Source organism: Streptomyces xylophagus, assembly GCF_000716435.1.
In the GTDB taxonomy this organism is placed as follows: Bacteria; Actinomycetota; Actinomycetes; order Streptomycetales; family Streptomycetaceae; genus Streptomyces; species Streptomyces xylophagus.
The window spans coordinates 219020-245013 of record NZ_JNWO01000010.1 but is presented as its reverse complement, the minus strand read 5'-3'; the positions used below and the strand labels follow the sequence as shown (position 1 = coordinate 245013).

26 protein-coding genes and 1 riboswitch are annotated in these 25994 nt (G+C 70.8%); of the genes, 15 read left to right on the top strand and 11 right to left on the bottom strand.

Going from position 1 to position 25994, the window contains the following annotated elements; translation table 11 throughout:
* Positions 1-50 precede the first annotated feature (50 nt).
* Complete coding sequence (locus OO70_RS24610; protein ID WP_043675465.1) at positions 51-1403, top strand: class II 3-deoxy-7-phosphoheptulonate synthase; 1353 nt, start codon at positions 51-53, stop codon at positions 1401-1403.
* A gap of 152 nt (positions 1404-1555) precedes the next feature.
* Positions 1556-1816 (top strand): (2Fe-2S)-binding protein, encoded by a 261-nt coding sequence (locus OO70_RS24605; RefSeq protein ID WP_078623126.1) that lies wholly within the window; start codon positions 1556-1558, stop codon positions 1814-1816.
* 6 nt (positions 1817-1822) lie between these two features.
* Here the strand turns inward: OO70_RS24605 and bfr are convergent, their stop codons facing one another.
* Positions 1823-2299, bottom strand: a complete 477-nt coding sequence (bfr, locus tag OO70_RS24600) for a bacterioferritin (RefSeq protein ID WP_019062355.1) — start codon at positions 2297-2299, stop codon at positions 1823-1825.
* A gap of 157 nt (positions 2300-2456) precedes the next feature.
* On the opposite strand from bfr, the gene OO70_RS24595 reads away from it, so the two are divergent.
* The 6 genes from OO70_RS24595 to OO70_RS24570 all read left to right on the top strand — a co-directional run bounded on the left by OO70_RS24595 (position 2457) and on the right by OO70_RS24570 (position 8684).
* Positions 2457-3071 (top strand): sulfite oxidase-like oxidoreductase, encoded by a 615-nt coding sequence (locus OO70_RS24595; protein ID WP_043675462.1) that lies wholly within the window; start codon positions 2457-2459, stop codon positions 3069-3071.
* A 177-nt stretch (positions 3072-3248) separates the two neighbouring features.
* A complete protein-coding gene (locus OO70_RS24590) occupies positions 3249-3947 on the top strand; it encodes a Crp/Fnr family transcriptional regulator (RefSeq protein ID WP_043675460.1) in 699 nt (232 codons plus the stop codon).
* A gap of 108 nt (positions 3948-4055) precedes the next feature.
* Positions 4056-4844 (top strand): nucleotidyl cyclase domain-containing protein, encoded by a 789-nt coding sequence (locus tag OO70_RS24585; RefSeq protein WP_051741556.1) that lies wholly within the window; start codon positions 4056-4058, stop codon positions 4842-4844.
* Complete coding sequence (locus tag OO70_RS24580; RefSeq protein WP_051741554.1) at positions 4841-7060, top strand: hypothetical protein; 2220 nt, start codon at positions 4841-4843, stop codon at positions 7058-7060. Before OO70_RS24585 ends, OO70_RS24580 begins: the two co-directional genes overlap by 4 nt.
* Complete coding sequence (locus tag OO70_RS24575) at positions 7057-8175, top strand: hypothetical protein (protein WP_043675457.1); 1119 nt, start codon at positions 7057-7059, stop codon at positions 8173-8175. The genes OO70_RS24580 and OO70_RS24575 overlap by 4 nt, the downstream gene beginning before the upstream one ends.
* Before the next feature lie 17 nt (positions 8176-8192).
* Positions 8193-8684, top strand: a complete 492-nt coding sequence (locus tag OO70_RS24570; protein WP_078651539.1) for a Pycsar system effector family protein — start codon at positions 8193-8195, stop codon at positions 8682-8684.
* Positions 8685-8686: 2 nt separating this feature from the next.
* Here the strand turns inward: OO70_RS24570 and OO70_RS24565 are convergent, their stop codons facing one another.
* From OO70_RS24565 to thiO, 5 genes are all read right to left on the bottom strand, one after another.
* A complete protein-coding gene (locus OO70_RS24565) occupies positions 8687-9580 on the bottom strand; it encodes a deoxyribonuclease IV (RefSeq protein WP_043675454.1) in 894 nt (297 codons plus the stop codon).
* A gap of 34 nt (positions 9581-9614) precedes the next feature.
* Entirely contained in the window at positions 9615-11549 is a 1935-nt protein-coding gene (gene pknB, locus OO70_RS24560) for a Stk1 family PASTA domain-containing Ser/Thr kinase (protein ID WP_043675453.1), read from the bottom strand.
* A gap of 200 nt (positions 11550-11749) precedes the next feature.
* Positions 11750-12544, bottom strand: coding sequence for a thiazole synthase (locus OO70_RS24555; protein ID WP_043675451.1), 795 nt, complete (start codon positions 12542-12544; stop codon positions 11750-11752).
* A 3-nt stretch (positions 12545-12547) separates the two neighbouring features.
* Complete coding sequence (gene thiS, locus OO70_RS24550; RefSeq protein WP_019062350.1) at positions 12548-12748, bottom strand: sulfur carrier protein ThiS; 201 nt, start codon at positions 12746-12748, stop codon at positions 12548-12550.
* Positions 12745-13908, bottom strand: coding sequence for a glycine oxidase ThiO (thiO, locus tag OO70_RS24545; protein WP_043675448.1), 1164 nt, complete (start codon positions 13906-13908; stop codon positions 12745-12747). The genes thiS and thiO overlap by 4 nt, the downstream gene beginning before the upstream one ends.
* Positions 13906-14017: riboswitch (TPP riboswitch) on the bottom strand. (Overlaps the previous gene by 3 nt.)
* A gap of 52 nt (positions 14018-14069) precedes the next feature.
* Here thiO and OO70_RS24540 point away from each other — a divergent pair.
* The 6 genes from OO70_RS24540 (at position 14070) to OO70_RS24515 (ending at position 19003) form a co-directional block, all read left to right on the top strand.
* Entirely contained in the window at positions 14070-14420 is a 351-nt protein-coding gene (locus tag OO70_RS24540; RefSeq protein WP_043675445.1) for a hypothetical protein, read from the top strand.
* Positions 14421-14452: 32 nt separating this feature from the next.
* Positions 14453-15682 carry an NAD(P)/FAD-dependent oxidoreductase gene (locus OO70_RS24535; RefSeq protein WP_043675442.1) on the top strand — a complete coding sequence of 410 codons (1230 nt, stop codon included), beginning with the start codon at positions 14453-14455 and terminating at the stop codon, positions 15680-15682.
* 64 nt (positions 15683-15746) lie between these two features.
* On the top strand, positions 15747-16118 hold the full coding sequence (locus OO70_RS24530; protein ID WP_043675439.1) for an Rv2175c family DNA-binding protein: 372 nt from the start codon (positions 15747-15749) through the stop codon (positions 16116-16118).
* Between the two features lie 112 nt (positions 16119-16230).
* The gene (gene thiE / locus OO70_RS24525) at positions 16231-16890 is read left to right on the top strand and encodes a thiamine phosphate synthase (protein WP_043675437.1); all 660 of its coding nucleotides are present in this window, start codon (positions 16231-16233) and stop codon (positions 16888-16890) included.
* 125 nt (positions 16891-17015) lie between these two features.
* Positions 17016-17939 (top strand): methylenetetrahydrofolate reductase [NAD(P)H], encoded by a 924-nt coding sequence (metF, locus tag OO70_RS24520; protein ID WP_043675434.1) that lies wholly within the window; start codon positions 17016-17018, stop codon positions 17937-17939.
* A gap of 56 nt (positions 17940-17995) precedes the next feature.
* Positions 17996-19003 (top strand): SCO2102 family sporulation regulator, encoded by a 1008-nt coding sequence (locus tag OO70_RS24515; protein WP_043675431.1) that lies wholly within the window; start codon positions 17996-17998, stop codon positions 19001-19003.
* Between the two features lie 22 nt (positions 19004-19025).
* Here the strand turns inward: OO70_RS24515 and OO70_RS24510 are convergent, their stop codons facing one another.
* From OO70_RS24510 to OO70_RS24490, 5 genes are all read right to left on the bottom strand, one after another.
* Entirely contained in the window at positions 19026-20537 is a 1512-nt protein-coding gene (locus OO70_RS24510; protein WP_199827394.1) for a phytoene desaturase family protein, read from the bottom strand.
* Positions 20538-20582: 45 nt separating this feature from the next.
* Positions 20583-21209, bottom strand: a complete 627-nt coding sequence (locus OO70_RS24505; RefSeq protein WP_043675425.1) for a DUF4126 domain-containing protein — start codon at positions 21207-21209, stop codon at positions 20583-20585.
* 366 nt (positions 21210-21575) lie between these two features.
* A complete protein-coding gene (locus OO70_RS24500; protein ID WP_043675422.1) occupies positions 21576-22205 on the bottom strand; it encodes a TetR/AcrR family transcriptional regulator in 630 nt (209 codons plus the stop codon).
* 62 nt (positions 22206-22267) lie between these two features.
* The gene (locus tag OO70_RS24495; protein ID WP_043675419.1) at positions 22268-24352 is read right to left on the bottom strand and encodes a YhgE/Pip domain-containing protein; all 2085 of its coding nucleotides are present in this window, start codon (positions 24350-24352) and stop codon (positions 22268-22270) included.
* Complete coding sequence (locus tag OO70_RS24490; RefSeq protein WP_043675415.1) at positions 24324-25016, bottom strand: ABC transporter ATP-binding protein; 693 nt, start codon at positions 25014-25016, stop codon at positions 24324-24326. Before OO70_RS24490 ends, OO70_RS24495 begins: the two co-directional genes overlap by 29 nt.
* 181 nt (positions 25017-25197) lie before the next feature.
* Here OO70_RS24490 and OO70_RS24485 point away from each other — a divergent pair, with 181 nt between their 5' ends.
* Positions 25198-25737: an SAV_6107 family HEPN domain-containing protein gene (locus OO70_RS24485; RefSeq protein WP_043675413.1), complete on the top strand. Its 540-nt coding sequence runs from the start codon at positions 25198-25200 to the stop codon at positions 25735-25737.
* Positions 25738-25994 lie beyond the last annotated feature (257 nt).

Below are 25994 nucleotides of genomic sequence, written 5' to 3'. Positions count from 1 at the left end.
CTGTCGAGCCGTGCGAAAACGACTCGACACGACCCCGTAATGTTGAGGTCGTGACCGTGAACGCTAAGACCAGCGCCAGCGCTGGCAACACCTGGCGAGACCTGCCCGCGGCGCAGCAGCCCGAGTACCCCGACACCGAGGCTCTGCGCGCAGTGATCGCGGACCTCGCGTCGTATCCGCCGCTCGTCTTCGCGGGCGAGTGCGACCAGCTGCGTGCCCGGTTGGCGGCCGTCGCCAAGGGAGAGGCGTTCCTCCTCCAGGGCGGCGACTGCGCCGAGGCCTTCGACGCGGTGTCCGCCGACCACATCCGCAACAAGCTGAAGACCCTGCTCCAGATGGGCGCCGTACTCACGTACGCCGCCTCGGTGCCGGTGGTCAAGGTCGGCCGTATCGCCGGCCAGTACTCCAAGCCGCGCTCGAAGGGCACCGAGACCCGTGACGGCGTGACGCTGCCGACGTACCGGGGCGACTCGGTCAACGGCTTCGCCTTCGACGAGAAGTCCCGCATCCCGGACCCCGAGCGCCTGAAGCGGATGTACAACGCGTCCGCGTCCACGCTCAACCTGGTGCGCGCCTTCACCACCGGTGGTTACGCGGACCTGCGCCAGGTGCACGCCTGGAACCAGGACTTCGTGAAGTCGTCCCCGTCCGGCCAGCGCTACGAGCAGCTCGCGCGGGAGATCGACAACGCGCTGAACTTCATGCGGGCCTGCGGGACGGACCCGGAGGAGTTCAAGACCGTCGAGTTCTACGCCTCGCACGAGGCGCTGCTGCTGGACTACGAGTCGGCCCTGACCCGCGTCGACTCCCGCACCGGCAAGCTCTACGACGTCTCCGGGCACATGGTGTGGATCGGCGAGCGCACCCGTCAACTGGACGGCGCGCACATCGAGTTCGCCTCCCAGATCCGCAACCCGATCGGCATCAAGCTCGGTCCGACGACGACCGCCGAGGACGCGCTGCAGTACATCGAGCGCCTCGACCCGGACCGCGAGCCGGGCCGGCTCACCTTCATCGTGCGGATGGGCGCGGACAAGGTCCGCGACAAGCTGCCCGAGCTGGTCGAGAAGGTCACCGCGTCCGGCGCGACCGTCGCCTGGATCACCGACCCGATGCACGGCAACACGTACGAGGCGGCCTCCGGTCACAAGACCCGCCGCTTCGACGACGTGCTCGACGAGGTGAAGGGCTTCTTCGAGGTCCACAAGGGCCTCGGCACCCACCCTGGCGGCATCCACGTCGAGCTCACCGGTGACGATGTCACCGAGTGCGTGGGCGGCGGCGACGAGATCTTCGTCGACGACCTGCACCAGCGCTACGAGACGGCCTGCGACCCGCGCCTGAATCGCAGCCAGTCCCTTGACCTGGCCTTCCTCGTCGCCGAGATGTACAGGGACCAGTAACCGTTTCACCTGTTACAGCAGTGTGCCGTGGGGCGGGGATCACATACGATCCCCGCCCCACGGCACTTTTGCGGCACCTGCGCGGCGGGTAAGGTTAGGTTAGCCTCACCGATTATCGGGATGGCACGACTACTTCGATCCCCGTCCGGGAGGTGACCCGCGTGTACGTCTGCAACTGCTTCGGTGTGACCGAGGCGCAGGTCGCGAAGCACGCGGAGGGCGGTGCCTGCACCCCCCGGCAGATAGCGTCGGCCTGCAAGGCGGGCACCGACTGCGGGTCGTGCGTACGCCGTATCCAGGCCCTGCTGGGCCGGGGTGCCTGCCCGCGCCGCGAGGCGGCCGACCAGGGCGAGTCGATACTCACCGAGCTGACCGGAGTGGCCGCGATGGCCGATCTGGAAGACGCTGCCTAGCAGGCTCTAGCTGGGCTGCTCGATCTGCTGCGCGATGTAGAGCGCCTCGCCGAGCTGCTCGATCAGCTGGAGCTGGGTGTCGAGGTAGTCGATGTGGTGCTCCTCGTCCTCGAGGATGTCCTCGAAGATGTTCGCCGACGTGATGTCGCCCTTCGTGCGCATCACCTCGATCCCGCGCTTGAGGCGGTCGATCGCCTCGACCTCCACCTGCCGGTCCGCCTGGAACATCTCGGTGACCGTCTGACCGACCCGGACGTGGAACAGCCGCTGGTAGTTCGGCAGACCGTCGAGCATCAGGATGCGCTCGGTGATCTTGTCCGCGTGCTTCATCTCATCGATGGACTCTTCACGCGTGTACTTGGCGAGCTTGGTCCAGCCGTTGTTGTCCTGGATGCGGTAGTGCAGCCAGTACTGGTTGATCGCGGTCAGCTCACCGGTGAGCTGCTCGTTCAGGAACTCGAGGACCTCGGGGTCGCCCTGCATCGCAGAGGCTCCTTCCAAAACGGGGGAACTGGCGGGTTGCGCCGCATGATTGCACCGGCGCGAAGAGATCGTCCAGTAAGTGCATGCTTAGTAGGAGTTGCCCGAATCCGCCCAGAGCCGGTCATGTGCACCGCCCCCGGTCTGTCAGGATGGAGTCATGGGTCAGAGAGGGGTCGAACAGTCCGAGCTGCCACCGGGCCAGCGGCTCCAGCGCGGCTGGCCGGTCACCCACTACGGCCCGGTCCCCAAGTTCCGCCCCGAACGCTGGGAGTTCAGGGTCTTCGGCGCCACCGCCGACGCCGACAAGCACTGCTGGAACCACGAAGAGTTCACTGCTCTGCCCTACGACTCCGTCGTGGCCGATCTGCACTGCGTCACGAAGTTCAGCATGCTCGGCGCCGAATGGGGCGGCATCCCCGCCCGCACGATCCTGGAGACGGCCCCGCCGGCACCGGCCGTCACCCACGTCATGGTCTGGGCGGAGTACGGCTTCAGCGCCAACCTCCGCCTCGCCGACTTCGCCGCCGACGGCACCATCTTCGCCACCCACAAGGACGGCGAACTCCTCACCGCGGAACACGGTTTCCCCCTCCGCCTGGTCGTCCCCCACCTGTACGCCTGGAAGGGCCCGAAGTGGGTCCGCGGCGTCGAGTACATGACGGCGGACCGGCGGGGGTTCTGGGAGGAACGCGGGTATCACAACGTGGGGGATCCGTGGAAGGAGCAGCGGTTCTCGTACCAGGAGGGGCCCGGGGAAGGCCCCGAACTCTGACTTCCCTCACTCGCCGTGGTGTCAAGGTCGCATTCCGGTAACTAGGGGCGCATTCCGTGCCGAGGGCGCTACTCTGAGTGCCTCGCTTGGCGGGCGAGGCCACGGACGCACGTAGTTCACCGGGCCCCGCCGCATTCCGCTTGGCGACCATCGGGGGATATGGGTCGGGGGACGACGGTGGGGCTGTTCGGCGAGCGCCATACCTTTTTGGGCGGTCTCGGTACCGCGGATCGCGCGGCCCTTGCCGCACTCGGCACCCGACATCCGTACGCGTCCCAGGACCCCCTCATGGCCGAGGGGGAGCGCACCACGTTCGCCGTGGTCGTGCTCAGCGGCTGGTGCACCGTGTGGTCGACGACCGAGCGGGGCGGACGGCTGATCCTGGGGTTGCGCCAGGCCGGTGAGGTCGTCGGCGACATGGCGGCCCTCGACGGCCGACCGCGCAGTGCCTCGGTGAGCGCGCTCGGCCCGGTCACGGGTCTGGTCATCACGGCGGAACGGTTCCGCCGGTTCCTCGCCGCACGGCCGCACGCCAACGCCCTGCTGGTGGGACAGCTCACCGAACGACTGCGCAGCGCCGACCACGAGCGGCGGGCCCTGGCCTCCATGACCGTGCTGCAGAGGCTGTCGGAGCGACTGGTCGAACTCGCCGACCGCACCGGCCGACCCGAAGGCGCGGGCGTCACGATCAGACTGCCCCTCGCCCAGCACGAACTGGCCGCTTCCGTGGGATCCACGCGCGAGGCCGTGGCCAAGGCACTGCGACTCCTGCGCGAGCAGGGCCTGGTCCGCACCGGCCCCGGCACCCTCGCGGTCGCCGACCTGGAACCACTCCGGCTGCTCGCGAGCGGGGACCATCGCGAGCAGGACACCTGACACGGGCGACACGGAAGTCCCGCGCTGTGTAAACGGCTACAGCGGCGACTCGTCGGGCCCGGGAACATCGCAGGGGTCCGGGGTCGCCGGAACGGCAGGGAGGGGAAAATGATGGAGGGGGAAGCCGAGTACGGCTTCATCGTGAATCTGGACGCTCAGGGGTCGGGGCTGTTGTCGGACTCGGAGAAACCGGACATGCGGGCCAGGCTCTACGAGGTGTCGGGCCGTGCTTTCGAACAGGCCGGCATTCGGGCGCCGCGCCTGTACCAGGAAGACCGGGGGGACGGCATCCTCAGCATCCTGACGTCCACCGTGCCGCCCAAGCGGGTGGTGGGCGAATGGCTGGAGTATCTCCACCAGAATCTGCGCGAGAGCAACGACCGGGCCAAGGCCCGGCTCAGACTCCGCGTCGGCATGCACATCGGCCCGGTCACCGCCGACACCCACGGCCGCTCCGGCCGCGCCGTCGACCTGGCCTGCCGCCTCGGCGACTGCGCCACCGCGAAGGCCGTCCTCGAACTGGCCCCGCAGGCGGCCCTGGTCGCCGTGGTCTCCGACCGGCTGTACGAAGAGGTGGTACGGCCCGGAGGGCGCTGGGTGGAGCCGGAGCAGTACGGCTGCCGCGAGGTGCAGCTCAAGGAAGGGCCCCAGACCGCGTGGTTCATGGTCCCGGGGTTGCCGCAGCCGCCGTTGCCGGAACCCGGGGCGCCGTCGCCGAGCCCAGCCGGCTCGCCACCGGAACCGGCCGCACCGGCCTCGGGGCGAGTGGTGAACCAACACGTCTACGGAGACGGGCAGGCCATCTCCGGCGAACAGATCGGCACGATCAACATCGGCCGGTCGCCGTCGCCCCCCTCGTCTCCGTCGTCCTCCTCATCTCCGGGCAGTGAGCGGTGAACGCGCAGAACCCGGCGCCCCCCGGACCCAACCCGAAGCCCAACCCCGGAGGGCAGCCCGCGGGCGCCGGGCCCCAGAACCCCCAGCAGGACCAGCCGCCGAAGCCGGAGCAGCCCGGCGCCGGGTCCGAGCCGACGCCGGACGTCATCGGAGGCGCCGCCGCCGACCCGCTGGCGGGGGAGGGGCTGGGGTCAGGCGCGGCGGCGTCCCGCGTCTACCGGTCCGCCGGCCCCAGCTTCACCTCGCACGGGTCGAGCACCCTCATCAGCGGCGGTTCCATCGGAGCCATCAACCTGTTCGGGCAGCAGGGACCACGCCTGCTCGCGGGCCCGGTGCCCGAGGAGGAACTGCTCAAGCTGCGCCAGGTCTTCCAGGAGCCCGAGGGGTATGGCGAACTCAAGGAGCAACTGCGGTCCCGGCGGCTGCTGTTGCTGTGCGGACAGCCCGGAACCGGCCGGATGTACACGGCCTTGTCCCTGCTGGACGATCGGACCCGGGGCAAGGTGTCCCGGCTCGACCCCGAGACCGACCTGGACAAGCTGGAGGCCGAACAGATCCACGAAGGCCACGGCTATGTCCTGGAGTCCTCGACCGCCGGACTGCCGGGCGAGGCCGCACTGGACCGGTTGTGCGCCTTCCTCGGTGACTGCGAGGCGTACGCGGTCCTGCTGGCCGTGCCCGAACTCGGCGACCTCTACTCCCAGGGCGGTCGCTACCACTACCTCCACACACCGGCCGCCGCCGACGACGTACTGGAGAAGCACCTCGCGAACGAGCTCGAGGAGGAGCCGCTCGCGACTCAGAGCACGGCACGGTCGGCCGCGAGCGCCCCGGACGTGACCGCGGCGCTCGGAATCGGCGAACTCCGGCCGCGGGAGGCGGCCCGGCTGGCGGTTCTGGTCGCCAAGTACGCGCGCGGATTCCGTACCCATGCCGAACTCCTCGACGAATGCCGTGAGTTCGCCAAGGCCCAGGCGGCCGAATGGTTCGTGGGAGGCCCACAGTCCGAGACTCCGCAGCGACTGCGGGACGCGGCGTACCGGATCGCCGTGGCGGTCCTCGGCGGGGCTTCGCTGAGCGCCGTCGCCGAGGCCGCGGAGATCCTCGCCTGGGAACTGGCCGTCACCGTGGATCCGGAGTCGGCGCCGGGCCGCCCGCTGTTCAGCGACGGCGTGGACGCCCGGCTCGTCTCCGCCCGGGCCGTGGCCGAACTCGGTGTGGAACAGGTCGGTGACGAGGACGTTCCGGTGCGCACCGTCCGGTTCCGCGGCGAGTCCCTCGCCGCCGCTGTCCTCATCCACCTCTGGGAGCACCGGCACAATGTGCGCGGTCCCGTGCTGCGCTGGCTGTCCGGGCTGTGCGAGGACGGCCGTCCCCAGGTCTGGGTGCGGGCCGCGGTCGCGGCGGGACAGCTGTGCCGACTCGACTGCTCGCACACCGTGCAGGAACTGGTCCAGCCGATGGGCCAGGCCGACCAGCTCCGCCGACGGGTCTTCGCCGCCAACGTGCTCGACGTGGCCGTGGCCTCTCCGGAGGTCGGCAGTGCGATCCGGGCCCTGGTCGGTCTGTGGGCGCGCGAGGGGGAGGAGAACCTGCGCTGGACGGCTGCCGCGGTGCTCGGCCGGGGCCGGGCCACCGTCACCGTCCGGGATTCGCTCGACCTCCTCGGTGGCATCGGTGTCTGGGAGGACGGGAAGCTGAGGACCGTGGCCTCGGCCCAGACCGCCCACTTCAGTGGCGCGAACTGTGACCCGGCGACCTTCCGGCGGATCCGCCTTTGGCTCTCCGACGAGCGGCGTCCACAGCAGGACCTCGGCCTGCAGAGCGCGATCTACCTGGCCGGACTCTCCGTGGTCGACCTGTGGAACCAGCACCCGGACCTGGAGGGCTACGGCGACTGGCCGCTCATGCTGGCACTCGCCGCCGTGCGGCCCGAACTCGCCCCGGAACTGGCCGGGTTGCTGTGGACCGCGCTACAGACCGGCCGGTCCTACGAGGCGGCCGTGGACACCGTGGCGGACTGGCTGCGCGGCTGCTCGGGCCGCCCCTGGGCGGAGGCACTGGAGCGGTTCCTGCCGCTGCTCGTGCATGTGCCGGACGACCGGCACCGGTTGCTGTCACTGATCAAAGAACTGTCGGAAGACCCCGACAATCCGTTGGACGACCAGCAGGTCCGCCGCATGTGGGAGGCGGTCCAGGGAGCGGGAACACCATGAGCAACAACACGTGGGGCCAACAGTCCTGGCAGCCCCAGAACCCTCAGGGGGAGTTCGTCCTTCCGCACAACATCAGAGGGCCCTTCGTCACCGAGTTCACCCCGACGGGCCCGTACCGGCACCGCAGCAGCCAGGTCGCCTCGGTGCTCTTCTACCGCAACGGCGGATACAGCGTCATCACGGTCCGCGGGGCCGAGCACTACAACAAACCGCTGATGGGCAAGCCGACTTCGGTCTGCTGGATCGCCCGCGGCCAGCACCAGGTCTCCTTCCAGCTGGAACTTCCCACCTACGGGGACCGGTCACGGTTCAAGGCAGGCGCCGACGTCAACTGGGAGGTGCACGACTTCCGTCTGGCCGCCGAGAAGCGGGTGGTGGACGTGGAGCGGATGCTCCGCCCGCCGCTTGAGGCCCGGCTGCGCGGGATCAGCAGGCGGCACAACCTGGACTCCGCCCAGCAGGCGGACGAGGCGATCCAGGACGAACTGGCGAGCGGTCGCTGGAACGACTTCGGGTCCGAACTGGGCCTGATCACCCAGGTGTTCATCCGCATCGACCTGGGCCAGGCCGCTTCCGACCACCACGCCAACATGATGGCGGTGCAGTCGGACAGCGAGGTCCAGAGGGCCATGGACGCCGCCAACAACGCGCGGATCGAGGCGAACATGGAGGTCGCCCGGGGGCTCATCGCCGCCGGCGAGGCCGAACAGTACGCCCATGTACTGGCTCAGGACCCGTCCCGTGCGCAGGACATCCTCGGCGCACTCCAGTTGCAGGCCCGGGAGCAGCGGCAGGGCGCCCTGGACTATCTCACCAACCTGATCAACCAGGGTGTCGTGCAGCGGCACCAGATCGACGACCAGGTCCAGGCCCTCATCGACTTCAGCCGCACGGCCGCCCACGGTGTCTTCCAGAACGGACTGCCACCCGCCCCCACCGCCCTGCCCGTTCCGCCGACGCCCCTCGCACCGCCGATGCCTCCGGCGCCGCTGCTCCCGCCGCCGGCCGTGACGGGGACCCTGCCGGTGCCGCCCGCCGCGCCGAAGCCGTACACCGACGAGCCGGAGGACACCGCGCCGGACACCGGCAGGGACGAATCCGGCGGCCGGACGTGAACTCACCGGAGCCCGTAGTGCCGGATTCCGACACCGACGCCCGGTACGTCGCCGAACGGCTGCTGCTCACCGTACGGGAGGACCTGGGCAGGGCGGACGTGAAGGCGTCCGTGCTGCTCTCCGGTGCCCTGGCGGTGCCGGCGCTGCTGATCGGCGGCGGCCGGGCGCCGGCCGGCCTCTCCGGCACCGGCCAGGTGCTGCTCGCGGGTGCCGCGGTGCTGTGGGCGGCCGGGACAGTCCTGCTGCTCGGGGTGATCCTGCCCCGCACCTGGACGGTACGGCGGACCCTGGGCCCGACGTTCTACGCCGACGCGGTCGAGGCCCGGGACGACCCCGAGGCACTGCTGCGCGGTGTCACCGAGGCAGGCCGGGACCCGGTGCGCTGGCTGCTCACGCAGTTCCAGGACGTCAGCGTGATCCTCGCGGCGAAGTACCGCTTTCTGCGGGGGGCGTTGGCGCTGTTGGGCGCGGGGCTGGCGGTGGGGGCGTACGCGCTGGGTACCGGCTGACTTCAGCCGTCCCGCAGCTTCTTCAGCCGCTCCACATCCGCCGCATGCCCCTCCTTGCCGCCCGGCGTCTCGATGATCAGCGGTACGCCCGCGGTCGCCGGGTGGGTCATCAGGGCGCGGAAGGGGTCCTCGCCGATGTGGCCGGAGCCGATGTTCTCGTGGCGGTCCTTGTGGGCGCCGACGACGTCCTTGGAATCGTTGGCGTGGATCAGTTTCAGCCGGCCCTCGCCGACCGTGTCGACCAGCAGGTCGAGCGTCTGGTGCATCCCGCTCGGGCCGGTCAGGTCGTGCCCCGCGGCGAAGATGTGGCACGTGTCCAGGCACACGCCCAGCTTCGGGTGGGCGTCCAGCGCCTCGAAGTACGGTCCGAAGTCCCAGGTGCGGGAGCAGAGGGAGGCGCCCTGACCGGCCGTCGACTCGAGGAGCAGGAACGGGTCGTCGTCGTGGGTCAACTCGTCGAGCAGCGGCAGCAGATGCTCCCGCACCTGCGCCAGCGCCACGGACCGCTCCCGCCCGCCGGTCGCGCTCCCCGTGTGTACGACCACGCCGAGGGCGCCGATCTCGCGTCCGCGCCGCAGCGAGTGCCGTAGCGACTCCACCGACTTCTCGACCGTCGCCTCGGTGTGCGAGCCGAAGTTGATCAGGTACGGGGCGTGCACGTACGCCGGGATCGACTCGGTCTCGCAGACCGCGCGGAACTCCTCGTCCTGGCGCGGGTTCCCGACCGGTGTGGCCCAGCCGCGCGGGTTGGCGACGAAGACCTGCACGGTCTCGGCGGCCAGCTCACGGGCGTAGGACAGGCCCACGGAGTGGAGGCCGCCGGCGACCGGGACATGGCCGCCGACCGGGTTGCGGGAAGGGAACTCGGGGGCGCTGGAAGGGGACTCGCTGCTCACCCGCCCAGGGTGTCACGCGCGCGTGCCGCTCCCGTCACCGGATGGTGATCGTGATCGTCGACCCCTTGGGGGCCTGCTCGCCCGCGTCCACGGACTGGCTCTTCACGGTGTCGCCGAACAGGCCGAGCAGACCGCGGTCCTCCTTGACCTTGAAGCCGGACTGCTCAAGGAGCTTCGTCGCGGCGTCCACTGAAGCGCCGACCACGCTCGGGACCTCGACCATCTCCGGGCCCTTGGACAGCGTCAGCGTCACCGTGTCGCCCTCGGCGGCCTGGCTGTCGCCGGCCGGGGTCTGCTGGGCCACCTGGCCCGCGTCGTACTCGGAGTTGACCTCGGTGTCCGACACCTTCACGATGAGACCGGCGTCCTGGAGGTCGGACTTCGCCTCGTCCAAGTCCTCACCGGTGACGTCGGGCACGTCGATCGCGCTGCCCTTGCTGACGGTCAGGGCTATCGCCGAACCCGCGTGGCGCTCGGTGCCCGCCTCCGGGTCCGTGCTGATCACGAAGCCCTTGGGGACGTCGTCGCTGAACTCTCTGGTGACCATGCCGGCCGCGAGCCCGTCCCGCTTCAGCAGGGCCTGCGCCTTGCTCAGGAGGTAGCCCGTCAGGTCGGGCACCTTCACGGTCTCCGGGCCGTCCGAGATGGTCAGGGCCACCGAGTCGTTGTTCCGGATGCGGGCGCCGGCCACCGGGTCGGTGCTGATGACGGTGCCGCGCTTCACGGTGTCGCTGTACGCGTGGTCGACCTTCTTGACGTCGAGACCGGCGTCTTTCAGCCGCTCCCGCGCCTGTGCCTCGGTCTTCGCCAGCAGCGGCGGGACCTTGGTGAACTGGCCTGAGTTGATGTACCAGACGCCCGCCCCGACCCCGAGGATCAGCAGGACGGCGGCGACGATCGCCAGCAGTCCGCGCCGGGGCCGCCGCGCGTCGCGCCGTCGGGGCGGCAGTGGCGGCCCGCTCTCGAACCGGCTGGTCCGGTTGAGCGGGTCACCGGGCTCGTCGTCCTCGTTGACGGGCAGCGGACGCGGGACTGTCAGCGAGCGCGGGATCACACTCGTACGGTTCTCGGCGTTGGGATGCTCCGAGGCCAGTGCCTGCGGCGGCACCGCGTCCAACTGCTCGGTGCTCAGCCCGGACCGCGCCTCGCGGACGAGACTGAACAGCGCGACCGCGTCGTACGGCCGGATGTCCGGGGTGCGCGCGGTGGCCGCGGCGACCAGCTCGTCCAGCTCGTACGCCAGTCCCGGTACGACGGCCGAGGGCGGCGGGACGTCCTCGTGCAGGTGCTTGTAGAGCACGATCGCGGGGGAGTCCCCGTCGTGCGGCTTCTGGCCGGTCAGCATCTCGTACAGGACGACACCACACGCGTACACGTCGACCCGGGGAGACGCCGTGCCGCCCTCGATCTGCTCCGGCGCGAGATACGAGACCGTGCCGAGCAGGGACCCGGTGGTGCTGGTCACCGTGTCCACGGACCTGACCAGCCCGAAGTCGGCGACCTTGACCCGGCCGTCGTCCCCTATGAGCACGTTCTCCGGCTTCATGTCCCGGTGCACGAACCCGGCCCGGTGCGCGGCACCGAGCGCGGCCAGCACCGGCTCCAGGATGTCGAGAGCGGCGCGCGGCTGCAGCGCCCCGCGCTCGCGCAGCACGTCCCGCAGGGTGCAGCCGGCGACGTACTCCATGGCCAGATAGACGTACGACCCGTCGGCGCCCTGGTCGAAGACCTGCACCACGTTCGGATGAGCCAGCCGCGCCACCGACTTGGCCTCGCGGATGAACCTGTCGACGAAGGTGGCGTCGGCCGCCAGCGTCGGGTGCATCACCTTGAGCGCGAGAACCCGGTCCAGGCGGGTGTCCACGGCCCGATAGACCGTGGCCATCCCGCCGACGGCGATCCGCGCGTCGACGCGATACCGGCCGTCGAGCAGCTGCCCGACGAGAGGGTCATGAAGGGTCGTATCCACGCAGGTGAGTGTACGAGCCGACGCTGACAGCACCGCCTTTTCGGCCAGGATCGGGGCGGTACTGAAGCGGACCTGTGACGCATCGCACGCACGGGAGACCGCCGACGGCGAGGACCCCCACGGGAAAGGTCCACCACTCGACGAGGTGGAAACGGGCGGTGCGCGGGTGGGAGAAAAAACGGGAGGGCAGCGCAGGGCACCTAGAAGGCGGGCCGCTCAGGATCCAGCACGGCCAGCCCCTCCGCAGGAGAAGACGCCGAGGCGAAATACCGACGGGGGATACGCCCAGCCCGGAACGCCAACCTCCCCGCGTCCACCGCACCCCGCATCGCCGAAGCCATCAGCACCGGTTCCTGCGCCCGCGTCACCGCCGACGCAAGCATCACACCGGAACACCCCAGCTCCATCGCGAACGCCGCGTCGGACGCCGTACCGGCCCCCGCGTCCAGAATCACCGGCACACGCGCGTGCTCGGTGATCAGCTGGAAGTTGTGCGGGTTGCGGATCCCGAGCCCGGACCCGATCGGCGAGCCCAGCGGCATGATCGCCGCGCACCCGACGTCCTCCAGCTTCCGCGCCAGCACGGGATCGTCGTTCGTGTACGGCAGCACGGTGAAGCCGTCGTCGACCAGGGTCTCGGCGGCGTCCAGCAGCTCGATCGGGTCCGGCAGCAGTGTCCGCTCGTCCGCGATGACCTCCAGCTTGACCAGGTCCGTCCCGAGCGCCTCCCGGGCCAGCCGCGCCGTCAGCACCGCCTCGCCCGCCGTGAAACAGCCCGCGGTGTTGGGCAGCACCCGGATGCCGAGCCGCTCCAGGACGGACAGCACCGAACCGTGCACGGAAGCGTTCACGCGCCGCATCGCGACCGTGGTGAGTTCGGTCCCGGAGGCCACCAGCGCGCGCTCCAGGACGTCGAGGCTGGGTGCGCCTCCGGTGCCCATGATCAGCCGGGACGTGAAGGACGTACCACCGAGGACGAAGGGGTCGTCGGCCATGGGTCAGCCTCCTTGGACGGCGGTGAGGACCTCGACGCGGTCTCCCTCGGAGAGGGACGTCGACGGCCACTCCGCGCGCGGGACGACGGTTTCGTTGAGGGCGGCGGCCACACCGGAGGGGGCCGGGGTCAGGGCGCGCACCAGGGTGTCGAGAGCCGTGCCGGGAGCGATCTCCCGGGGCTCCCCGTTGACGGAGACGTTCATACGGGCTGCTCCACGAGTGCTCCGGCGCCGAACCGCTTCGGCGTGAACGGGCGTGCCTCGTCCGGGAGTTCACCGGTGACCAGCGCGTGCGCCAGGGCGTCGCCGGTGACCGGCGTGAGCAGCACGCCGTTGCGGTAGTGCCCAGTGGCCAGCAGCAGTCCCGGCAGTGCGGTCGGGCCGAGCAGCGGCGCGTTGTCGGGGGATCCGGGGCGCAGCCCGGCCCGGGTCTCGGTGAGCGGGAGTTCGGTGATCCCGGGGACCAACTCGTGGGCGTCGCGCAGCAGTTCGTAGACACCGCCGGCCGTCACGGTCGTATCCCAGCCCAGTTCCTCGCTGGTCGCGCCGACGACCAGTTCGCCGTTCTCGCGCGGCACCAGATAGACATGACTGCCGCGCACCACCGCCCGCACGGTCCGGTTCAGGAACGGCGCGTGGTGCTCCGGCACGGTCAGCCGCAGCACCTGCCCCTTCACGGGCCGTACGGGCGGCAGGACGTCGTCCGGGACCCCCTTCAGCCGCCCGCTGAGGCTGCCGCCCGCGAGCACCACTTGGCCCGCGCCCAGCACCTCGCCCTCGCGCGTGACGACGCCCGTGGCGCGGTCCCGCTCGACCGTGAGCCGCTCGGCCCACGTCCGGTGGAGGACGACCCCGGAACGCTCGCAGGCGGCCACCAGCGCGCCCGCCAGTCGCCGCGGGTCGACCTGGTGGTCCCCGTCGACCCGGAGCCCCCCACGCACCCCCGGCGCGAGCATCGGCTCCAGGCGCCGGCACTCGCGTCCGGACAGCCACTCGGAGTCGAGCCCCGACTGGTGCTGCAGGGCGTGCAGTTCCCGCAGATGGGCACGGTCGTCGGCGTCCAGCGCGACGGCGAGCGTGCCGCAGCGGCGGTAGCCGAGGTCGAGGCCGGTGAGGTCGGTCAGCTCGGCCGCGAAGTCCGGGTAGCGCTGCGCCGAGGCGAGGTTCAGGGCGAGCAGGGTCTGTTCGCCGTAGTGCAGTTCGGTGACGGCGGCCAGCATGCCGGCGGCCACCTGCGCGGCGCCGCCGCCCGGCTCGGGGTCCACGACGGCCGTGGCGAACCCGCGTTGGGCCGCCCGCCAGGCCGTGACCAGGCCGATGATTCCGCCCCCGACGACGAGGACGTCTGACGTACGTGTAGGCATGGGCGTCCAGCCCCTCCCTTCGCCGGCATGACCCGGATCAGGTTCGTACGGTCGGAGGCCGCCAGCCTCCCTCTCAGCCCGGTGCGTCCGGACTCCCGCGAGTGCTTGTACGTTGGCCACCCTAGCCCGTACCTCATGTCCCAGTAAGGGAGCCTCCGTCCATGGCCCGCTCGCTCGACGGCCTCGTGTTCGCCCCCGTCGCGGACCAGGCACCGGGTCAGGTCGGTACGCACACCCGGTTCACGTACCACGAGAAGGACGGCGAGATCTGGGCCGAGTACGCGGGCGGGGATGTCGTACGCGGCCATCTCGTCGGCACGCGCGCGGGGGACCGACTCGACTTCCGGTACGTGCAGTTGAAGCGGGACGGGACGACGTCCTCCGGGCACTGCGTGTCCGAAGTGGTCGAGTTGCCCGACGGCCGCGTGCGCCTGGAGGAGACCTGGGAATGGGAGTCCCAGGAGGGAAACGGAACCAGCATTGTGGAACAGGTCACTGAACGCGCCCGCTGACTGACAAATTGTCAGGTGTCTATGGTGATCGGGTGAGCGAGCAGACGCGGGAACAGAGTGCGGTGGCGGGGCGGCGCGTGGTCGTCGTCGGCGCGGGCATGGCCGGGGTGCAGACCGCGGTCGCCCTCCGGGAACAGGGCTTCACCGGCACCGTCACACTGATCGGCGCGGAACCCCATCAGCCCTACGACCGGCCGCCGCTGTCCAAGGCCGTCCTGCTCGGCAAGGCCGAGGGCTCCGCCTTCGACGTCGACTTCGAGGCGCTCGGCATCGAAGTGCGGCTGGGGCGCGAGGTGTTGGGCGTGCGCCCCGCCGACCACGAACTGGACACCGCCGAGGGCCCGGTGCCCTACGACGTCCTCGTGCTCGCCACCGGCGCCGAACCGATCCGGCTGCCGGGCGCCGACGGCGTCCCCGGCGTGCATCTGCTGCGCACCCTGGACGACGCCGAACGGCTGCGCCCGGTGCTCGCCCGCCAGCACGACATCGTGGTCGTCGGCGCGGGCTGGATCGGCGCCGAGTTCGCCACGGCCGCGCGCGAGGCGGGCTGCGCGGTGACCGTCGTAGAGGCTGCCGACCGGCCGCTCGCGGGCGCGCTGCCCGCCGAGGTGGCCGCGCCGATGGCCGCCTGGTACGGGGGCGCCGGAGCCGTACTGCGGACGCACGCACGCGTGAAGCACGTCGAACCCGGCGAAGTGGTGCTCGACGACGGCTCGCGGCTGCCCGCGGGTGCCGTCGTGGTCGGCATCGGCGCCCGCCCCGCCACCGCCTGGCTGACCGGCTCCGGCATCGAACTCGGCGCACACCGCGAGGTCCTGGCCGACGACGGGCTGCGCACCTCGGTGCCGGACGTGTACGCGGTCGGCGACTGCGCCTCCTTCCCTTCGGGAAGGTACGGCGAGCGACTTCTGGTCCACCACTGGGACAACGCGCTCCAGGGCCCCCGTACGGTCGCCGCGAACATCATCGGGGAGACCCCGGCGGTGTACGACCCGGTGCCCTACTTCTGGTCCGAGCAGTTCGGCCGCTTCGTCCAGTACGCCGGCCACCACGCGTCCGCCGACACCACCCTGTGGCGTGGCGATCCGACCACCCCGGCCTGGAGCGTCTGCTGGCTGCGCGAGAACCGTCTGGTGGCCCTTCTGGCCGTCGGCCGCCCCCGCGACCTGGCCCAGGGCCGCCGGATGATCGAGTCGGGCACCCCGATGAATCCCGAGCTGCTGGCGGACCCTTCCCTCCCGATGAAGGCCGCTATCGCCTAGTTCGACCCCCCGGGTCGGACCGGCCCGGCTTCCGACTGTCAGTCCGGGATGGCACGCTGTTTACGTGACCGAGATTGACGCAAAGATCGATGCTCTCGTCCCCGCCTGGCTCACGCTGCCCGACATCGCAGAGATGCTCGATGTCGAGGTGACACGCGTGCGGCAGCTGGTCAAGGACGGCCAAGTCATCGCCGTACGCCGTGGTGAGAACCGCGCGCTGCACGTCCCCGCCGCCTTCATCGACGGGGCCGAGCAGAAGGTCGTCAAGGGCCTCACGGGGACCCTGACGCTGCTGAGGGACGACGGCTTCTCCGACGAAGAGATGCTCGAGTGGCTCTTCACCCCCGACCCCAGCCTGCCCGGCACCCCCGCGCAGGCGCTCAGTGAGAATCGCGGCACGGAGGTGAAGCGCCGCGCCCAGGCGCTCGCCGTCTGACCCGCACGACCGACCGGTGTACGGGCCGCGGCGACGCGCGGGCCTGCTTGAAAAGGCCCTGTCCGCGGCCCGTACGCGACACCACCACGCAACGACAACGGGGGACACACGCATGCCCGACACCGCCGCAGCCGCCGCCCGCGCGGAACTCGCCGACGCCCGGGTCTACCTCTGCACGGACGCCCGCAGACGCCAGGGCGACCTCGCGGAGTTCCTGGACGCGGTGCTGGCCGGCGGGGTCGACATCGTGCAGCTGCGCGACAAGGGCATGGAGGCCGCCGAGGAGCTGGAGCACCTCCAGGTGTTCGCCGACGCCTGCGCCCGGCACGGCAGACTCCTCGCGGTCAACGACCGCGCGGACGTCGCCCACGCCGCCGGCGCCGACGTACTGCACCTGGGACAGGGCGACCTCCCGGTCCCCGCGGCCCGCGCGATCCTCGGCGAGGACGTGCTGATCGGGCGCTCCACGCACGCCGAGTCCGAGGCCGCCGCGGCCGCCGTCCAGGAGGGCGTCGACTACTTCTGCACCGGCCCGTGCTGGCCCACCCCCACCAAGCCCGGCCGCCACGCCCCCGGCCTCGACCTGGTCCGGTACACGGCGGCCCTGGGCACCGACCGCCCCTGGTTCGCGATAGGCGGCATCGACCTCGGCAACCTCGACGAGGTGCTCGAAGCGGGCGCCCGCCGCGTCGTCGTCGTACGGGCCATCACGGACGCCGACGACCCGGGCGTGGCGGCGGCGGAGTTCGCCAAGCGGCTGCGGCAGCACTGACGGTCGTCCGTCCGACGGCTGTCCAGGAGTCGCGCTGTTGTCCGATGGGTGGACAAGAGGGCGACAAACCGGGCAAATTCCCGGTTCCGGTTGGGTGACCGCCGCCCCCTGACTAACCTGCGGGTATGGCCTTCGGAACCGCATCCACCAGGACGGATCACGCACGCACCGTGCGGGACATGCTCGCGACCGGCAAAGGGACGTACTCCTTCGAGTTCTCCGCGCCGAAGACCCCCAAGGGCGAGCGGAACCTGTGGAGCGCGTTGCGGAGGGTCGAGGCGGTCGCCCCCGACTTCGTCTCCGTGACCTACGGCGCCGGCGGCTCGACCCGCGCGGGCACCGTCAAGGAGACCGAGCAGATCGTCGCCGACACGACGCTCACCCCGGTCGCCCACCTCACCGCGGTCAACCACTCCGTCGCCGAACTGCGCAACATCATCGGCCAGTACGCCGACGCCGGGATCCGTAACATCCTCGCCGTGCGCGGCGACCCGCCCGGCGACCCCATGGCCGACTGGGTGGCGCACCCGCAGGGACTGACGTACGCGGCCGAACTGGTCCGGCTCATCAAGGAGTCGGGCGATTTCTGCGTCGGCGTCGCCGCCTTCCCGGAGATGCACCCGCGCTCCCCGGACTGGGACACGGACGTCTCGCACTTCGTCGACAAGTGCCGGGCCGGCGCCGACTACGCGATCACGCAAATGTTCTTCGAACCCGAGTCGTACCTGCGGTTGCGCGACCGCGTCGAGGCCGCGGGCTGCGCGACCCCGGTCATCCCCGAGGTCATGCCGGTGACCAGCGTGCGGATGCTGGAGCGGTTGCCGCAGCTCAGCAACGCCGACATCCCGGACGTCCTGAAAGAGCGAATCCTCACAGCCAAAGACGATCCGGCCGCTGTACGCTCGATCGGAATCGACTTCGCCACAGAGTTCTGCGCCCGGCTGCTGGCCGAGGGAGTGCCAGGTCTGCACTTCATCACGCTCAACAACTCCACGGCGACGCTGGAAATCTACGAGAACCTGGGCCTGCACCACCCACCGCGGGCCTAGACCGGCCGCCCGGACATACGACACACTGCGTAGCGGCCACTGGGAGAGGGGCGTACATGGGCTGGACGGTCCTCTACATCGCGTTCGGCATCGTCGCACTGTGGTTGCTCGGTGAGGTGTTGCTGCAGTACAAGGCGAGGCTGCGCTGGCGGTTGCTCGCTTTCGTCGGCTTCCTGGGCGTCGTGCTCGGGGTGCTGATTCCTTCCGTCATCGTGATCGGCCTTGGCGCGGTGGCCTTCGCCGTCGGCCAGACCTACGTCACCCTGTCGTTCCGCCGCGGCTTCGAAGCCGGCTGGGCGGTCTCCGGTCGGCCCGGCGCGGGCGGCAAGAAGCGCGGCCGCGGCGAGCCCGACGAGGAGGACCCGAACCTCGCGGTCCCTGGCTTCGAAGGCGCCGAGGGCGGCTTCCAGGAGTACGGCCGCGACAGGGCCGCCTACGGCCAGGACGACGACTACGACCGCGACGACGTGTTCACCCCGAACCGCCCCGTCGACCCCACGGCCGCCGAGACCACCTCGGTCTACGAGCCGCAGCCCCTGCCGGACGACACCGGCTCCTACGGCGTCTACAGCGCCACCGCGTACGCGAACGCCACCGACCCCAACTACGCGGGTACGGACCAGGCTTACGCGGCGGCGGCCGCCGGTCAGACCCAGGACCAGGCCTACGCGGCTGCCGACCAGCAGCAGTACGGCTACGACAACTACTCGGGCTACGACCAGCAGCAGTACGGCTACGACACGACCGGGCAGCAGCAGTACGCCGCCTACTCCGACCCGTACATCGGCACCCAGACCTACGGCGGTGCCTCGTACGACACCGGCTACGACGGCCAGCAGCAGTACTCGCAACAGGGCTACACCCAGGACCAGTACGGCAACAACGGCTACGTCGGCGAGACCCCGGCCGGCGGTGTGTGGGTCCCGCAGCAGCGCAACGACGAGACCTACGGCGGCGAAATGCCGCAGGAGCAGCAGCAGTACCCGTACGACGGCAACGGCCAGAACGGACAACAGCAGCAGCCGCAGCCGGGCACCGGCTACGACGAGCAGTACCGTTTCTGAAGCCTGCTGAGAACCCTGAAGCCTACTGAGACCCTCTGAACTCCGGCCCCTCGACGATCAGTCCGGCGACCAGCGCCCCCGACATACCGGCGTGCGGGAGTCCGCCGCCGGGGTGCGACCACCCGCCGACCCGGTAGAGGCCGGGCAGGCGCGTGGTGTTCGCCGGGTGCAGGAAACGGCCCCGCCCGGCGGCGAGCGAAGGCGCGGGCACGGCTCCGAAGCGGGCGCCGGTCTCGCTCTCCGTGTCCCCGGGTGTGCGCACCTCGTGCCACAACAGGCGCTCCCGCAGCCCCGGTACGGCATGTCCGGCGGCGTCGAGCAGGAAATCCGTGTAGCGCCGGACCGTGCCCTCGTCCTCCCAGCCGGCCTCGCTCGACAGCACGGCGGACACGACCACGGACTCGTGCTCGCCGTCCGGCGTGAGCGCGGGGTCCTCGGGGCGCAGCACCGTCACCGTGGGACAGCGCGGTTCGTCGCCGCCGGGGGAGGCCAGGAAGTCCAACTCGGCCTCGCGGTCCGGGGCGTGCACGACCGTACGGTGAACGGCTCCGGCCTCGCGCGGGCCACGCAGGGCCAGCAGCAGTGTGAACCGCACCGGCAGGGGCGAGTCCGGGTCGGCCCGCACATCACCGTCCCCGTCCAGCGGACGCTCCGTCAGGTCCCGCAGCCGCGCCGGGTCCACGTCCGCGACGACATGGTCCGCGTCGACCACATTCCCGTCGGCCAGCTCAACTCCCGCAGCCCGCCCGTCCTTCTCCAGGACCCGGGTGACCTCGGCCCCGAACACGAACTCGACCCTCCGGGCCAGACACCGCTCGTACACCGCGCGCGCCAACTCCCGTATGCCGCCCCGTACATACCAGGTGCCGAAGGCGTGCTCCATGTACGGCAGCACCGCGGCGCTCGCCGGAGCGGTCCGGGGGTGGAGGCCGTAGGCGAGCGCGTGGCTCTCCAGGAGGGCCGTCAGGCGCTCGTCGCGCAGTTCCCAGGCGCCGATCTCGTCGAGTGTGCTCGCCCTGCGCGTGCGCAGCAGCTTCTTGTGCGGGACCGCCGGATACGGCTCCTGCTCGGCCAGCACCGACCAGTCGGTCCACAACGGCTCCTCCAGGAGGGGCCTGCGGGTGCGGTCCCAGGCCTCGCGGGCCCGGATCAGGAAGTCACCCCAGCGCTGCCCCGCGCCGCCGCCCAGGGCCTCGTCCAGGGCCGTGACGACACCCGCGCGAGAGGCGTTCGGCAACGACACCTCCGTGCCGTCCGCGAAGACGTGCCGGGACGACGGGTCGACCTGGACCAGCTCGACCAGGTCCTCCAGGGGCTCCTTGCCGGTCTTGATGAACAGATCGCGGTAGACCGCCGGAACGGGCAGCAGGCCGGGGCCGGTGTCGAAGGAGAAGCCGTCCCGCTCGAAGCGGCGCACCGCACCGCCGTACGTCTCCGTACGCTCGTACACCACCACCCGGTGGCCCGCGACGGCCAGCCGGGCGGCGGCCGCCATCGCGCCCATGCCGGCGCCGATCACCGCAATCCGTCCCATGCCCGCGACTTTATCGGCCGCCACTGACAGTCCGGTCACGGGCCGTCACCAAGGTGGCCGGTCCGGCGGCCCTCCCACCTGCGCGGCCAGCCGTTTCTCCTCCCGGAGCTGGGCCCGGCGGCGCAGGAACCGCCGGATCCGCGAGATCAGGAAGATCAGGACCGTGAGTCCGGCCACCAGCAGCACGGCTGCGATGATCGCCGCGGCCTGGGGATGGAACATCGCGAACGAGACGATCCCGCCGACCCCGAGATCCTCGGCGAAGCTCATGATCACGTTGCTGAACGGCTCCGGCGAGGTGTTGATCGCCATCCGCGTCCCGGCCTTGACGGTATGGCTGGCCAGCGCCGTCGAACCGCCGACCAGCCCCGCCACCACGTCGTTCAGCGAACCGTTGTGCCCGGCGAGCACCGCCCCGACCCAGGCCCCGGCGGCCGGCCGGATCAGCGTGTGCACCGAGTCCCACACGGAGTCGACGTAGGGGATCTTGTCGGCGACCGCCTCGCACAGGAACAGCACGCCCGCTGTGACGAGGACCTCAGGGCGTTGCAGCGACTCGGGGACCGCGTCGGTCACCCCGGTCGCGCCGAAGATCCCGAGCAGCAGCACCACCGCGTAGGCGTTGATGCCGCTGGCCCAGCCGCTGGTGAAGACCAGGGGGAGTACGGACACGGAGGCGATAGTAACCACTCGGCAACATGGCGTCCTGGGCATGAGTGCGTACGGCTGAGTATCCGTACCTAGGGAGTGAGATGAGTACGCGCGCGGATGGGCCGCGACCTGCGCGAACGAGAGAGTGGAGACACGGAAAGGGGCGCGGCTCCGGTACCGCCGACACGGGGCGGCGGAACGGGGCCCGCGCCCTTGGCCGCTCCTTCCGCCGGATTCTCGGCGGAAGCGAGGCACGGGGGAACCCAGGGGGACTGACCGACGGGGGTTCCAACAGGGGGAACGTACGGGGGAAGCACGAGGAAGCGCCGGTTCGAGGCGGCCCGCGGGGGACGCGGCCACAACGGACCGGCGCTTCTGTGCGTGCGCTCAGTGCCCCCCGCTCACCCGTCCCTGGAGCAGCCGGGACAGCGCCGAGTGGACGTCGTCCAGGGAGCGCTCCGGCTGGAACGACTGCCAGTCCAGGGCGGCCACCAGGACCATCCCGACCAGCGCCGCCGCCGTGAGCCGGACATCGATCTCGGGGCTGAACTCGCCGCCCGCCACGCCCGCGTGCAGCACGTCCTCGATGGCGGCGTTCACCTGCTGCCGTACCACCATGAGCGTGGACTGCCAGGCGCGGTTGGTGCGGTACAGCTCGGCCACGTACAGCTGGGTGAAGGACGGATAGCGGGCGATGAAACCGAGGCCCGCGCGGATCATCGCGTCCAGGGCGTCCACCTTGCTGCCGCCGTCCCGCTCGGTCTGCTCGGCGGCCTCCCTGAGGGAGGCGGTGAGGAGACCCACGCCGTGCCGCAGCAACTCCTCGAAGAGGACGGACTTGCTCGCGAAGTTGTAGTAGACGGTGCCTTTCGCGACCCCGGCACGCTCGGCGATCTCGTCCACCGTGGTGGCCGAGAAGCCCTGTTCGGCGATGAGAGTGACGGCTGCCTCGTAGAGCTTCTGCCGGGTGGCCTCGCGGCGCGTGCTGCCGCCCGACGGGGTGCTGCTGCTTTCCATGGCCCTGATTGTCACAGGCCCGGTCCCCGTCGCGGGCACGGGTGTCGAGGTCCCCAGGGAGGTCACAGGCTCAGCTCCGGGTGCAGCCGGTCCAGGGTCCACACCTGGCGGCGGCGCGCGGACAGCGCGGTCAGCGCGAGGGCGCCCGCGGTGAAGGCGACGAGCACCACGCACGCGTGCCACACGGGTTCCAGTCCGCCGCCCGTGATGAGCCTCCGCAGCGCCTCGACGATGTAGCTCATCGGCAGGAAGGGGTGGATCGCGTTGAAGAAGCCTGGGCTGGTCTGCACGGGGTAGGTGCCGCCCGCCGACGTCAACTGGAGCATCAGCAGGGCGAGTACGAGGATCCGGCCCGCCGCCCCGAAGCGTGCGTTCAGCCACTGGACGAGGGCCGCGAAGCACGCCGTCACCAGGAACAGGAACCCGATCGTGCCGGCCGCGTGTGTCATCTCCAGGCCGATAGCCCAGTGCAGTACGGCCATCAGGGCCACCGTCTGGAGCACCCCGACCGCGACCACCGGCAGCCAGCCCGCGAGCGCGATCCGCCAGGCCGAGGCACCGGCGGCGAGCGCGCGCCGGTTCATGGGCGCGATCAGCATGTAGGCCACCATCGCGCCCACCCACAGGGACAGCGGGATGAAGTACGGGGCGAATCCGGTGCCGTAGTTGGGCGCCTTGTGCAGGTCCTGGGAAGCCAGTTGGACCGGGTCGGCCATGACTCCGGTGCGCTGGTCGCGGTCCTGCTTGTCGTAGTCCGGGATCTGCGCCGCGCCGTCGTGCAGACCGCCGGCGAGCTTCCCGGAGCCGTCGACGAGCTTGTACAGGCCGCCGTTCAGGTCCACGGCGCCCGTCTTGAGCTTGCCGACGCCGGTGTCCAGGTCGGCGGCGCCGGTACTGGCCGTGCCGAGCCCGGTGTGCAGGGTTTTGGCGCCCGCGGCGACCTTCCCGGCACCGGCGTTCAGCTTGTTGATCCTGGCCACCGCGTCGTCGAGGTCCTCGGAGAGGCGCGGGGCGCGGTCGGCGAGCGCCTGGGCCTGCGTCTGGAGCGTGCCGAGGTTCGCGTCGAGCTTCTTCAGGTCGCCGTTCTGATCAGCGACCAGGCTGTTCACGTCGTCGGCGACCTTCGCGACGTCCGCGGCGGCCTGAGCTGCCTTCTTCAGGTCGGGACATGCATCATCCTTCAGGACGACGCTTTCGCAGCGCGCCTTGTAGACCTCGTCCAGGGTGTCCGAGGCCGCGTGCGCGCCCTTGGCGGCGACCGGAGCCGTCTTCACCAGGGTGCCCAGGTTGGCGCGGATCGTCCTGGCCGAGTCGGCGACCAACTGAGCCGTGTCCCCGATGGTCTTCTCGTTGTCCTTCAGGAAGGGCCCCACCTTGTCGGCGACCCCGTTGACCTTGTCGGCGAGGGTCTGCGTCCCCGCCGCGACCTGTTTCGAGCCGTCCGCCAGGTCGCCCGCGCCCGTGTCGAGCTTCTTCAGGCCCGTGGACAGCTTGCCGCTGCCCTTCTTGGCGTCCTTCAGGCCGTCGGCGAGGTCCTTGGAACCCTCCTCGGCCGTGCCGATGCCACTCTTGAGCTTGTCGGCGCCGTTCGCGGCCTTCACGGTCTCGCCGTGGATGTCGGAGAACGAGACGAAGATCCGGTCCAGGAAGGTCCGCGAGGCCTTGGTGGACGCGGCCGTCCGCACCTCGCTGAACACCGTCCGGGAGATCTGCCCGACGATGTAGTTGTTCGCGTCGTTCGTGCGCACCTGGAGCGCGCCCGTCTCCGGGGAGTCGCCCGCACTGGAGGCGATCCGCGCGCTGAAGTCGGCCGGCATGGTCAGCGACAGGTAGTACGTCCCGTCCTCGACGCCCTTGTCGGCCTCGGCCGCACTCACCTCGTGCCAGTCGAACGTCCTGCTCTCGCGCAGCCCCTCGGTGATGCTGTCGCCCGCGGTGAGCTTCTTCCCGTCGGCGGTCGCCCCCTTGTCGTCGTTGACGAGCGCCACCGGGATGCGGTCCAGGCGGCCGTACGGGTCCCAGAAGGACCACAGGTACAGGGCGCCGTACAGCAGCGGCAGCAGCAGGAGGGCGACGAGCGCGGCGCGCGGCAGCTTCCCCCTGCCGAAGCGCTTCAGCTCAAGCGCGGCCAGTCGTGGCGCGTGCATCGGCCTTCTCCGTCCCCTCGGTGGACACTGCCACGACTGTCGTTCCGGAATCTGCGAGGGACCTCAACAGGTCCCAGATCTCGGCCCGTTCGGCATCCGAGAGCTTGAGATCGACGTCGTCCACGCCGAGCAGTGCCGGCCGCCCGACGAGCGCCAGCGCGATGGACAGCCGCAACTCCTGCGGCCGTTCCAGATCCCGTACGGCGGTCCGGGACCCCTTGGGGAGCGCCTCGCGGTCGAGACCGGCGGCGGTCAGCGCCCGCTCGATCCGCAGCCCCGCCTCGACCGCACGCTCTGACCGAGGCCGCAGCAACCCGCGTACGGAATCCCCGAACCGCCGTTGCAGCAGCGCCCGTTCGCGCAGATGCTCGCCGACGGTCAGCGCGGGATCGAGGTCGGTGACCCCGGCGACATTGGCCACCGCACTGACCCGGCGTACGGCCGCCGACTGCTTCGGCAACGTGAACTCGCCCACGGAGGCGGTCCCTTCGGACGCCTTCATCCGCCCGGCGAGCGCGAGCAGCAGGCTCGTCCGCCCGGACCCGGACGGCCCTTCGACGGCGATCAGCGCGCCGGGCCCGGCGTCCAGGGAGATCCCCCGGTACGCCCACCCGCGCGGCCCTTTCAGCCCGAAGTCCTCGGCCGTGACACCGACCCCACCCACGGTTCCTCATCCCCTGCTGCCGGAATTTCTTTGAACTGACTGGTCAGTGCAAAAACTAACGCGAACCTTCGATCGAAGCAAAAGCGCAGGTCAGAACGGATTGTCAGTGCCATACCTCACGATGGGCACATACGGCACTACCTGACTGGGCGTGCCGTCACACGACGACAGGAGGTTCGTCATGGCCCACCCGTCCGCAGCCGCCGCCCGTCGGCGCCGCGCCGCCGGCCCTGCCCCCTCACTGACCGGCCCGGCGAGCGATGTGCACCCCGTGCTCCGCCGGGCCACGGCCCCGCCCGCCGCCCTCGACCTCCTCGCCCAGGCCCGCGCAGGACTGGACGAGGCAGCCGTCCTCGAAACGTCGAACGAGCGTTATGCGACGGCCCACCTGGCCGCCCTGCGCACCGCCGCCGCGGTACTCGCCGCGCGGGTCCAGCCGGAGCCCACCAACCGGCGCCGGGGCCGTATCCGCAGCGCCTGGGAGGTGCTCCCCGAGATCGCGCCCGAACTCACCGAGTGGAGCGCCCTGTTCGCCTCCGGCGCCCGGCGCCGCGCGCGGGCCGAGGCGGGCATCCAGGGCGCGGCGACCCGCCGGGACGCCGACGACCTCATACGCGACGTGGCGATGTTCCTGCGCCTGGTCGAGCGGATGCTAGTCCTCCAGCCGGTCCTGCCCCAACCACGCCAGGACCCGGAACGACCGGGGGACCGAGCGGGATGAGCGGCGCCTGGGCGAAGCGCCCCCAAGGGGCGCGGGGAACGGCGCGACCAGCCCCCACCGGCCCGCAGGTCCATTACTGCTCTACCCGAGGAGAGCTCAGGCGGAGTGTCGCCCCGCGAGACACATGACCAGCTACGGCACCGGAGGCAATAGGGTGGAGGGCGCCTGAAGCCTTCCCTCCACCCCTTCCGGTGCGGAGGAGGCAGCCCGTTCGCTCCGCCGTGCACAGGCGGTGCCGCGCCGAGGAGTCAACTGCC

Excerpts from the sequence above, each read along its gene's own strand:
- OO70_RS24540 (WP_043675445.1), top strand. The coding sequence starts at position 14,070 with ATGGCCCGCTCGCTCGACGGCCTCGTGTTCGCCCCCGTCGCGGACCAG.
- thiE (WP_043675437.1), top strand. The coding sequence starts at position 16,231 with ATGCCCGACACCGCCGCAGCCGCCGCCCGCGCGGAACTCGCCGACGCC.
- thiS (WP_019062350.1), bottom strand. The coding sequence starts at position 12,748 with ATGAACGTCTCCGTCAACGGGGAGCCCCGGGAGATCGCTCCCGGCACG.
- OO70_RS24510 (WP_199827394.1), bottom strand. The coding sequence starts at position 20,537 with ATGGGACGGATTGCGGTGATCGGCGCCGGCATGGGCGCGATGGCGGCC.
- OO70_RS24585 (WP_051741556.1), top strand. The coding sequence starts at position 4,056 with ATGATGGAGGGGGAAGCCGAGTACGGCTTCATCGTGAATCTGGACGCT.
- OO70_RS24595 (WP_043675462.1), top strand. The coding sequence starts at position 2,457 with ATGGGTCAGAGAGGGGTCGAACAGTCCGAGCTGCCACCGGGCCAGCGG.
- OO70_RS24555 (WP_043675451.1), bottom strand. The coding sequence starts at position 12,544 with ATGGCCGACGACCCCTTCGTCCTCGGTGGTACGTCCTTCACGTCCCGG.
- OO70_RS24485 (WP_043675413.1), top strand. The coding sequence starts at position 25,198 with ATGGCCCACCCGTCCGCAGCCGCCGCCCGTCGGCGCCGCGCCGCCGGC.
- OO70_RS24515 (WP_043675431.1), top strand. The coding sequence starts at position 17,996 with ATGGGCTGGACGGTCCTCTACATCGCGTTCGGCATCGTCGCACTGTGG.
- bfr (WP_019062355.1), bottom strand. The coding sequence starts at position 2,299 with ATGCAGGGCGACCCCGAGGTCCTCGAGTTCCTGAACGAGCAGCTCACC.
- thiO (WP_043675448.1), bottom strand. The coding sequence starts at position 13,908 with ATGCCTACACGTACGTCAGACGTCCTCGTCGTCGGGGGCGGAATCATC.
- OO70_RS24500 (WP_043675422.1), bottom strand. The coding sequence starts at position 22,205 with ATGGAAAGCAGCAGCACCCCGTCGGGCGGCAGCACGCGCCGCGAGGCC.
- OO70_RS24575 (WP_043675457.1), top strand. The coding sequence starts at position 7,057 with ATGAGCAACAACACGTGGGGCCAACAGTCCTGGCAGCCCCAGAACCCT.
- OO70_RS24495 (WP_043675419.1), bottom strand. The coding sequence starts at position 24,352 with ATGCACGCGCCACGACTGGCCGCGCTTGAGCTGAAGCGCTTCGGCAGG.
- metF (WP_043675434.1), top strand. The coding sequence starts at position 17,016 with ATGGCCTTCGGAACCGCATCCACCAGGACGGATCACGCACGCACCGTG.